This is a genomic window from Noviherbaspirillum aridicola, from assembly GCF_019656455.1.
Lineage (GTDB): Bacteria > Pseudomonadota > Gammaproteobacteria > Burkholderiales > Burkholderiaceae_D > Noviherbaspirillum > Noviherbaspirillum aridicola.
Genome location: NZ_BPMK01000023.1, coordinates 45333 through 56642, shown reverse-complemented (window position 1 = coordinate 56642; position 11310 = coordinate 45333). Strand labels below are relative to the sequence as shown.

Sequence of the window (11310 nt, the reverse complement as noted above, 5' to 3'; positions counted from 1 at the left end):
CAACCGGGAACGTCCGCACCTGGCCCTCCAATACAAAACGCCCGATGCAGTGCATCGGGCGTTTCAAAGGAGCGATCAGGCAGATAATTTACCCTGCTTAACCGTCAACCTATAGCAGGACGGGTCACTGCAGCACGGGTCTTGCACACCTGCCATGGCGGCCGGCAAGCCCTTCCGCAAATCGGTTCTCCCTTCTCTTGCAGCAGTGCCGAAAAGGTATAATGCGCGCCATGAATACCCGGACCGACCCCCAGCTCGACGCGCTTCGTGTTCCACCCCATTCGATCGAGGCAGAGCAATCCGTATTAGGCGGTCTTCTCCTCGACAACGCGGCGTGGGACCGCATCGCCGATTTCGTCAGCGAGGATGATTTCTATCGCTACGACCACCGCATCATCTTCCAGCACATCGTCAAGCTGATCAACGCAACGCGTCCGGCGGACGTGATCACGGTGTACGAGGCACTCAGCACCAGCGGCAAGGCGGAAGAAGTCGGCGGCCTGACCTACCTGAATGCGCTGGCGCAGAACACGCCGTCTGCCGCCAACATCCGCCGCTATGCCGAGATCGTCCGCGACCGCGGCGTGCTGCGCAAGCTGATCACCGTATCGGATGAGATTTCGTCGGAAGCTTTCAACCCTCAGGGCAAGGAAGTCAAGCAGATCCTCGACGCCGCGGAATCCAAGATCTTCGCCATCGCGGAAGAGGGGGCGCGCGGCGCCCAGGGCTTCCAGGCGATCCAGCCGCTGCTGACCCAGGTCGTGGAGCGCATCGACGAGCTTTATAACCGCGACAATCAGAACGACATCACCGGGGTGCCGACCGGCTTCATCGACCTCGACCGCATGACCTCGGGTCTGCAGCCCGGCGACCTGGTCATCGTCGCCGGCCGTCCGTCCATGGGCAAGACCGCGTTCTCCCTGAACATCGGCGAGAACGTCGCGATCGACAGCGGCCTTCCGGTCGCCGTGTTTTCGATGGAAATGGGCGGCACCCAGCTGGCCATGCGTATGCTCGGCTCGGTCGGTCGTCTCGACCAGAGCCGCCTGCGGGTGGGCAAGCTCAACGACGAGGACTGGCCGCGGCTCACGCATGCGATCCAGAAGATGAACGATGCGCAGCTGTACATCGACGAGACGCCCGCGCTGTCGCCGATCGAACTGCGCGCGCGCGCCCGGCGCCTGTCGCGCCAGTGCGGCAAGCTCGGCCTGATCATCGTCGACTACCTGCAGCTCATGGCGGGCAACAGCGCCGGCGAGAACCGCGCCACCGAGATCTCCGAGATCTCGCGTAACCTGAAAGGCCTGGCCAAGGAACTGCACTGCCCCGTGATCGCACTGTCGCAGCTGAACCGATCGCTGGAACAGCGGCCGAACAAGCGACCGGTGATGTCCGACCTGCGGGAATCGGGCGCCATCGAGCAGGACGCCGACGTCATTCTGTTCATCTACCGCGATCAGGTCTACAACCCGGACTCGCCGGACAAGGGCACTGCGGAAATCATCATCGGCAAGCAGCGTAACGGCCCGATCGGCACGGTGCGCCTGACCTTCCTCGGCGAATACACCAAGTTCGACAATTACACGGGCGGCAACGCCGTCTTCGACAACGAATAAAAAAATGACATGGCGGGCGCCTTGCCACGCCGTTTCGACATCGACTACATCACTTCAGAGAGCGACTTATGTTTGGACGTTTGATGCCCACGGAGGGCAAATTCTTCGAGCTTTTCAGCCAGCACGCCGATCTTTGCGTCAAGGGCGCAAAGGAAATGGTCGCCCTGATGACCAACTTCGACGATCTCGAAACCCGCGTGCATGCGATCGAGACCATCGAGAAGCAGGCGGACAAGGTGACCTATGAAACCCTGGACCTGCTGCACAAGACCTTCATCACGCCGCTGGACCGCGACGACATCCACAAGCTGATCACCAGCATGGACGACATCCTCGACCTGCTGGAAGATGCGGGCCAGACCATCTCCCTGTACGACATCAAGGCCATCACGCCTGAAGCCAAGCGCCTCGCCGAGCTGTGCCTGGCCTGCGCCGAGAAGGTCCAGGCCACCGTCGTCCTGCTCAACAACATGGACAACTCGCGCGAGATGCTCGGCATCTGCGAAGAGATCGACCGTCTCGAATCCGATGCCGACCATGTGATGCGCGCCGCGATGTCCAAGCTGTTCCGCGACGAGCCGGACGTCCGTACGCTCATCAAGCTCAAGGCGATCTACGAGATCCTCGAGACCGTGACCGACCGCTGCGAAGACGTGGCCAACATCATCGAGGCGATCATCGTCGAGAACGCCTGAACACGCGGGCCAACCGGAACAACACCAAGAACATTTCATGCAAACCCTAGAAATAAGCATCTATGTGCTCGCGTTCCTGATCGCGCTGGCGCTGCTGTTCGACTTCATGAACGGCTTTCACGATGCGGCCAATGCGATTGCGACGGTGGTCTCGACCGGCGTGCTCAAGCCGCAGCACGCGGTGGCAATGGCCGCCTTCTTCAACGTCGTCGCGATCTTCTTCTTCCAGCTCAAGGTGGCCTCGACGGTGGGCAAGGGCACGATCGAACCCGCGGTCGTCGATCATTACGTGGTATTCGGGGCACTCGTCGGCGCGATCGTCTGGAACGTCATCACCTGGTACTACGGCATTCCCTCGTCGTCCTCGCATGCGCTGATCGGCGGCCTCGTCGGCGCGGCCGTCGCCAAGGCGGGCACGGGCTCGCTGATCTCGGCCGGCCTGATCAAGACCATCTCCTTCATTCTGCTGTCGCCGCTGCTCGGCTTTGTCTTCGGCTCGATCATGATGGTAGTCGTGTCATGGATGTTCGTGCGCACCACGCCGCGCAAGGTGGACAAGTGGTTCCGGCGCATGCAGCTGGTTTCGGCCTCCATGTACAGCCTCGGCCACGGCGGCAACGATGCGCAGAAGACCATGGGCATCATCTGGATGCTGCTGATCGCCGCCGGCCATTCCACGTCCAGCGATCCGCTGCCGATGTGGGTGGTGCTGAGCTGCTACGCGGCGATCGGCCTGGGCACGCTGTTCGGCGGCTGGCGCATCGTCAAGACCATGGGCCAGAAAATCACCAAGCTCAAGCCCGTCGGCGGCTTCTGCGCCGAAACCGGCGGCGCGATCACGCTCTTCCTGGCGACCGCGCTCGGCATCCCAGTATCGACGACCCATACCATCACCGGCGCGATCGTCGGGGTCGGTTCGTCCCGCAAGATGTCCGCGGTGCGCTGGGGCGTGGCGGGCAATATCGTCTGGGCATGGGTCTTCACCATCCCCGCGTCGGCCTTCATGGCGGCGGTCGCATGGTGGATCGGTACCAAGATTCTCTGATCCAGACCGAAAACTCGCGGGAAGCGCATCGGCTAGCCTGAGCCTTCCCGACACACAATGCCGTTCAGCGTCAGCGCCGAGCGGCATTTTTTTTCGTCCTTCCGCCGCCGCGTGCCCCGTTCTGGAGCACTCCATCCCTTCTCTGGTGCACCGCGACATGTCCGGAACCGCTGTCCGCGGTCCGGCTACTGATCGCGTGAGTTTTCCATCGCTACGTGTGACCCAGCCAGACGAGGAGCAGAGATGAACATGTCGTTGAGCGCGTTTTTCAGGGGCAGGCAACCGGCGCAGGTCGTGGCGCCGCCGAACCACGGTGAGCCGAGGCACATCGAAGTTGCCGTGCCCCGCGATAACGAGACCGGATGCCCGCGGCGCAATGTGTACGGCGATCCGGGCGTGTACCACGCAATCGAAGGCGTGACCGCGAAAGCGCACGCCAATGCCCAGCGTCTGCACGAGGAAGCGATCAACCGCCTGTACCCCGGCGCCTATGCGGTGTCCGGTCCCGCGACCGAGGTGTTCTCCATCACGCAGGCCGCGTACGATCACATGGATGTCGCCGCCGGGCGGAAACTGGAGCAGGACCTGCTGCGCGCCGGCTTCCGTCTGCCCGGCGGTTCGTGGACCTACCGGGCGGTAGCGAAGTCGGGCGCCATGCTGGACAGGCTTGCGGACAAAGTCGGCGCAAGCGGCGCACCCGACGGACTCAAGCGCGTCGCGGACAAGGGACTGTCGAAGCTGGGTGCGGCGGTGCGGGGCATCCGCAAGCCGCCGTTGAACTATCCCGGCATGGAGCACGTGCGCGACCGGCGCACCTACTTCGACCTGCTGCGCCGCGCGGACAAGTCCGATACCGCCGCTCATGCCCTGAGCGCGTCACAGCGCAGCAAGCGGCTGCGTCTTGAACGCCAGCTTGTCTACTATCAGCGACTCTACGAGTCGGCTCACGCCTATCTTCAGCAGGGCGCGATCAAGCTGTCCGGGCTTTTTGCCTATGACGCCGGCAGGCGCGGCCTGCAACTGCTACCTAGGAGCGTCGGGGAGATCGACGCCTTCTTCAGGGAACGCTTCGACCTGGTCCCGGACGGCCGGGCGAGCAAGGATGCGGAAAAGAAGTTCGCCAAGGCGGGAAACGATGCGGCCGGGCAGGAACAGGTGCTGCGCGATCATCTGCACGCCCTGCTTGCGAAAGTGCCGCTGGGATTGGGTGAGGGCGCCGGGGGCGTCGCCGGGAATGGCTTGCTGGGACTGGCCGAGGCCTACGCGACGGAGATCGGCCTGCAGCGGCAAAGCGACATCGGCGAGCATGTGATGCAGATCGACAAGAGCGTATGGCTGGCGCCTCACGACGATCCCGCCGCCGGCCCCGGTTCTTTCAGGCTGGTGCAGCCCTTCGGCCAGGATAACTGGGCGTTGCGCAGCAAGCAGCTGGTGGCCACCCGGGATGCCGGTACCGGGCGCTACAAGCTCGAGCTGAAGACGTTTTCCTATTTCGTCGAGGTCGAGGGGCCGGATGGCGGCACCGAAAAAAAGTATGTGTCCGCCACCGGCTTCGACGATCCGAACGCGGTGATCAGGGAAGAGCTGAGCACATCGGTGGAACTGCCGCCCGGGCGCGAGGCCATGGAGATGCTGCGACAGCACTTCTCGGTCAACAATCTCGACCTGCTGTTTGACGATGGCGGCGGATTGGGTACGGAGGACTACAAGACTGTCGCCGCGCGCGTGACCGCCAAGCGCATGATCAACGAGAAGGCCAACGACATCGTCTGCAGGCACGTGGACGAACAGCGCGACCGCTACCTGGAACAGACGAAGGTGATCAGCGGGCAGGAAACCGGCTACTTCTTCAATTCCGGCATGTACGGCGAGAACATCTGCGTCAAGAGCCGCGAGCGGTTCATGGACAGATTCAGCAAGAAGGTGCCGGTGGTCGGCTCCTGCGGCTCGCACCAGCGGGTGGCGGCGGATCACGGCCGGCCGATCATCGCGCTCGAGCATTTGCCGCCGTATCTCAAGTTTCTTCTCAGCCGCCACGGGTCCGATCCCTACACGCTCGGCGAACCCGGCAAGCAGACCATCGGCGCATACAATGAAAACACGCTGGCGGCGGGGGTGATGGAGACTCCGCTCGACATCGTGCCCCATGCCCCAGGCAAGCGCGACGCGGAACCGGGCCGCCCGGTGGCGCAGTCGAAGGAGACGCCGCTGCTCACCCGGGACGTCGACAATTCGCAGCATCTCCCGCTCAACCAGCGCGAGTACATCGAGCCCGGCGCCGCATCCCGGCCGGCCTCGCTGCGGCGGCTCTGGCGGCCCCGCGACGCGGCCAACCTCTGCCTGCATGTCCGGATGAGCCAGGACGATCCGGTCGGTCAGCCCTTCACCTTCTATCAGCCGCAGGCCGCCGTGCCTCGCCTCGCGCCCGCAACGCCGGAGGAGTTGAAGGCAAAGGGGCCGTCGGCGGCGCAGGGTACGGCCAGGGTCGGATTGCGGCAGATTCCGGTGCAGGTTTCGGAAAACCTCAGGCTGCGCGCCGTCGTCATGCAGGACGGTACCCGCACGCCTATCAGCGAAGCCGCGCTGACGCTGGACCGGCTCCGCGAACTCAGCCAGCTCGACGGATTCTCCCATCTCGAGATGACCCATGAAATCCCGGAAGGCTGGGCGCTGTGCGACGACAACCGCCAGCCCATCCGAGACGACGACGGCAACGAAGTACGGCTGCTGGAGCGGGTGCTCATCAAGCCCCACCTGCTGCCCTCGATGCGCAAGGAACTCGTGCATGAGCCGGATGCGGCGGGCAATCCCAGCCCGGTGTACGAAGACGAGCGTGGGGTGAGGGTGTTCCCGACATCGCAGCCGGGACAGGCCGACCCCGTGTTCGAGGACGCCCGCGGCATCCAGGCGACGGGACGCGTCCGGCTGAAGTATGTCGAGGTGGAAGACAAGGATCCTGCGCTGCGCTTCGAGATTACCGGTATCGAGCGCTGGACGCGCGTCCCGATGCCGGATGCGCCGGGCTCGCAGGTGGCGGCGACCCGAAAGGGCGACGGCAAGCCCGACCGCGTGCTTTGCACCTATCGCAAGACCACGCTCGCGCATGGCGACCGCAACTTCCAGCAGGCGCTCTACAGCCTCCGCGACAATCTGTACTTCGAGATGAACTGCATCCACTCGCAGAATCCGGTGTCCGATCTGGCGCGCGAGATGCCCGGGCCGGAAGAGGTGGCCGTCTCCGTGGTCCCCAACGACGGCCGCATGCCCAGGTCCTTCATGACCGCCTGGAGCCGGCAGAATCCGCGCACCCATGCGATCCACGTGGACTGGATGGCGCCGATACAGTCGCTGATTCTCGAAGGGCTCGAGAATTCGAACAGGGGAAACAAGGGTTTTCTGGTGACGCTGCATACCCACCAGGGTCACCGGGACATGGGAACGGACGACATGGGAGCGCGTCTTCATCCCGACTATCTGACCGATTACACCGGCAAGATCAGGAAAGAATATCTCGCACAGCTGCAGGGGAACCTGGAAGGCGTATTCGCCGCGGTCACCCAGGCGCAGGTCGGCGCGCTGGTCCGCGAAATCGCCCTGGCGGCCGCGCAGTCCCTGCCGGAGCGCACTGCCATCGACAGGGTCGACGAAAGCAAACTGGCGGCGGCAGAGGAGACCCTGTGGGAGATCGATGAGACATGGCAAGCCTACGGCAGGACGCGGCGGCCGGAGGACGCCCGGCGCATCATCGGAGCGCTGGCCGGATCACGTCATGTTCAACTGGTGCCTGTCGCCGATGCCCTGCTGCGCAACATGAACGGCTGGGCCACCGAGGGCGCGACGGCCGGCGTCTTCAGCGCGGTGTCGCAGGATGTCGCGGCATTGCTGTCCGTGCTCGACGATGAAGCGCGGGTAGCGTCGCCATCGGCCGCCGACCTGCGACGGCAGACGAGGATCAGGGACGCCATGCACCACCTGCGCGAGCTGGAGACGCCGCTCGCCGCGCTGCAGGCGGTCCTGAAGGGCGAGGCGGACGGGGACGTGAACTGCTACGCGCTGGCCAGGGTTATCGCCAGCGGCGTGGATAACGTCCAGCGCCGGTTCGCGGCCGACGGACCGCCGGCCGGCGCCGACGCTCTTGCGCGCCTGCAGACCTCGGTTGCCGCGCTCGTCAACTGGGAACGCGAGCCGGAAACGCTGCGCCGCGAGCTGCGCAATGCGATCAGCAGCCAGCGCGCGGCGCTGACAGCGGGCGAGGAAGTGACCGTGTCGAGGGAAAAGCTGCTGATGCCCGGTCATATCGTCAGCATCAGAGATCAGGAAGTTCTGCGTAATGGCTACCGGCGGCCGGGGATTGCCGGGATAAGAACGCGCAACGATGCGCTTGCGAACCGCTATCTCGCGGACCCATCGGCCGAGGACGGCGAGGCGCGCTACACGCCCCTGTTCAGGCTGTTTCTCGAGCAGGATTATCTGCCGCCGCGCGTCGAGGTCGAGGAAGACGGCGCCGCCTACCGGGAGCGCCGCAAGCTGTACTGGGCGGAGAAGGATGCGCTCGCCGCGTCCCTGCAGGCCCGCGCCGCGGACATCGCGAACGAGCTGCCGGGCTTGCGGCGGGATACGGTGCTGAACCGGCAGCGGATCGACCAGCTGGAGCAGGAAAAGGTCGAACTGGAGGCTGCAGCCGGCGCGTGGGAGCGGTTCCGTACCCGGGCCGCCGCGGCCTTCGAAACCGGCGATGACGCGCAACGCGCGGCATGGATGGACGGCCGCACGGCCCGGTTGCGGGATCTGGACGCCGCGCTGCAGGAGAAGAATGAAGCGATCCTGCATGCGGCGGCCCCGGCGGAGCAGCTGTCGGCCGAACGCGCCGGCCTGCTGGAAGAACGCCTGCGCTTGCGCTCGGAAATCAGGCAGGCGCGCCGCATTGAGATGCTGGAGGCGGGGCGCGACTGGCTCGCGGGCGCGGCGCCGCCCGGGGGCGCGGTGCAGGCGGCCACGCGCGAAGTCGAACGCCTGCGCACCGAACTGGCGAGCATCGGCGCCCGCGTGGCAAGGCAGGAAACCTGGCTGCAGGCATTGCGCGAAAATCCGGCCGAGCGGCCGCAGATCCTCGAGCAGATGCAGGCCGCGCGCAACGACACGGACAGGTTCTCGGGCATGGGACTGGATGAACTCCAGGGCGAGCGCGAGATGCTGGCCGCGGAGCTGGCCGACGCCAGGGAACTGCTCGACAATTTCGTCTCGGTGGTGGACAGGCAGGAGCCGGTCAGGACCCCTGGCGCGCTCGCACGCATGGGCCACGTACTGCAGACCGACGGCGTCGCCGCGGCCCGACCCGCCGCGGCGCAGGCCGGCGCCACGGCGCCGGAAGACGCCGTCGCCGCAAGCGACGACGCGAACTGGGCGCAGCAGGTCGAGTCCCTGGCTGTCGCGCTCGCCAGGCCGGATTCGAACGAGAAAGCACAGGCGATCGACGATTTCGTGGCGGCGTGCGCAAGCAGGGGCTTGCTCGATGTCCTGTTCCCGGTCGGCCATGCAGGCGAAGACGACAGGATCGCCGCGGCTGTGCAACTCCTGAGCTCTCCCGAATTCGCGCAGAGCATGAGAGACACGGCTCCGGCCGAGCTGGCGGGCATCTACCCCCAGGCGATGCTCGGCCTGCTCGGCGGGCTGCGCCGGCAGCTCCCCGCCGACGGGGAGGCGGACGACGAGAGCATGGGGCGCGTGAAGCAGAACTATCCGGACCGCACTCGTCGCACCCAGCTGGCGAACATGCTGCTGGCCGGCATGGCCGGCAACACTGCGATCGTCGGCACGTTCGCGCAGGTGAAGGAGGCCATCGCGCTGGCAAACAGGCAGGCCGCGGACGCGCTGGGAGGCGCGGAAGCGGCGACAGCCCTGGGCGCCGACGCCGCCTTCGGCCTGCTGCAGATCGCGGCCGGCGCCAACCTGGTCAAGGACGCCCGTTATACCCTGCGTCATCTCGAGGAGAGCAACACCGGCACGCGGGCGGTGGTGGAAGGCGCGATACAAAAGTACGATGACCTCGCCGCTGAGCTGAGAGGGCTGCTTGAGCAGTTGCAGCAGATGGTCGACAGGGTCCCCGATGCCGCCGGTCCCGCCGAGAAGCGCCAGGCGCTGCATGCGCTCGGCGAACTGCTCGACCGCCACCTGGAGGGCTACCACAACCGCTTGCAGCTGATCCGGCGCGATGTGGTGGATGCCAAGGTCAATGCCGCCTCGGGCGCACTGCTGATGTCGGGTATGTCCGCCGTGCTCGCGTCGGCGACGGCCAAGGCGGTGTCGGCGGCAGCCAAGTCCGAGGTGGCGGCCACCGCCGCGGATGCGAGCGGCATCAGCGCCGTGGTCGCCGGCTCGCTGTACACCGCGCTCGGCCTGGCCCAGACCGGGCTCAGCGCCAGGCGCCTGCTGAGCCTGCGCCGCATCAGCGAAGAACTTGCGTTCGAGCTTGGCTACGGCGTCGACAGCGGCGAACGACGGGCGGGGAATGTCCGCATGAACGAGCTGTACGACATGGCGAAGCGTCAGCTCAAGGCATGGGGATTCTTCACTTTCGGCGGCGTACTGGTCACCATCGCGGGCGCCGCCAATGCGGGCGGGGCGGCGCCGTTCGTCGGTGCGCCGCTCAACTCCGTCGGTTCGTGGATGATCAGCGGCGCGGTGGTGCACCTCTACAAGCTTCCGCTCGACCTGCGGGGCAAGGATGCGCGCGTCGCCTTCAGCACCGCGCACATCGACGACGGTTTCCTCAACACGAACCGCCGCCTGAACCAGCTCGGCTCCTGCAACCGGGACAAGGCCGGCATCCAGCAGGAGACGATGTGGAAGTTCGGCAGGGATGTGTTCGACGAGAAGGATGACAAGGCGATGCGGCGCACTTATCTGTCGGCCTGGTTCGTGCCGGGCGCCCAGCGCGCCGCGCTGACTAAAGCCATCAGGCCATCGCTCGACAAGCCGGCGAGCATTCAGGTGCAATACGACTTCATGCAGCGTACCAACGTGGCGGAGCTCAACTGGCGCTACGTGGAAGTCGAAGAGCGCACCAGGGACCTCGATCAGCTCAAGGCGGCCCTGGGCGCGTATCTCGAGGGCATGCTGGACCTGAACAACGCGCGGACCGGGGGCGCGCGCGCGCAGCCATCCCGCGAGCCAGTGCCGTCCGCGGACGACAATACCGTGCGGCTTTCACAGACCATGTTCTCCAGCCTGCAGAACCACATCATCCTGATGGAGCGCAAGCTCGACGCGGCGATCCGTGCGCGCGACGCCGCACTGGACCTGCAGAACCAGCTGCAGGCCTTCAGCCCGGAGCTGGACAGGGAGCCGCGCGAGGAGACGAGGGCCCAGCTCCGGGAGCTGCGGTTGCGCTGGATGCTGGTCAATCAGGTATTCGTCGCCGCCCTGGGCGAGGATGCGGCAAGGAAGATGTTCCAGGACCATTCGCAAGGGAAGGGGCGCCAGAACGGCGCGCGGTTCTCCGCGGTATTCGACAAGAAGCTGTACGGTCCCGGGTCCGACGGGGCGATCCCCGCCAGGGCCAAGCTGGAGCGTGCGGAAATCGATGCGACGCCGCAGAACTGCGAGTGGATCATGGACTGGATCAGCGACAGCCACGGCGGCCGGCATGTCGACGACATGTTCGTCCGCGCGATGGTCGACTGCCTGCCTGAAGCCTGCGCGACCGAGAGCGCCATACTCGGCGACATCCATATCGAGCGCCTCGGCAGGCTGATGAGCAAGAAGACCGCGCAGGCCGGCGGCGCCGTACGGTCCGCCGATACGCAAACGGCGCCGGCCGGCGGGGCGGCAGGTTCGCCAGCGGAATTCCTCGCCGGACGCCCGCGCGGGAACGCCGGCCAGGCGTCCGATCCGGGCATGACGATGCACGGCGCGCTCGAGGCGGCATAAGCCGGGACCCGGCGGCTCGGGGATC

The 11310-nt window shown here is 65.8% G+C and carries 4 protein-coding genes; all 4 read left to right on the top strand.

Annotated elements, in window-relative coordinates; genetic code table 11:
• The first annotated feature begins 230 nt into the window (after nucleotides 1–230).
• The 4 genes from NCCP691_RS20380 (at nucleotide 231) to NCCP691_RS20365 (ending at nucleotide 11285) form a co-directional block, all read left to right on the top strand.
• On the top strand, nucleotides 231–1616 hold the full coding sequence (locus NCCP691_RS20380) for a replicative DNA helicase (RefSeq protein WP_220810405.1): 1386 nt from the start codon (nucleotides 231–233) through the stop codon (nucleotides 1614–1616).
• Nucleotides 1617–1684: 68 nt separating this feature from the next.
• Entirely contained in the window at nucleotides 1685–2311 is a 627-nt protein-coding gene (locus NCCP691_RS20375) for a DUF47 domain-containing protein (RefSeq protein ID WP_220810404.1), read from the top strand.
• Between the two features lie 37 nt (nucleotides 2312–2348).
• The gene (locus NCCP691_RS20370; protein ID WP_220810403.1) at nucleotides 2349–3356 is read left to right on the top strand and encodes an inorganic phosphate transporter; all 1008 of its coding nucleotides are present in this window, start codon (nucleotides 2349–2351) and stop codon (nucleotides 3354–3356) included.
• Nucleotides 3357–3599: 243 nt separating this feature from the next.
• A complete protein-coding gene (locus tag NCCP691_RS20365; protein ID WP_220810402.1) occupies nucleotides 3600–11285 on the top strand; it encodes a coiled-coil domain-containing protein in 7686 nt (2561 codons plus the stop codon).
• The last annotated feature ends 25 nt before the right edge of the window (nucleotides 11286–11310 follow it).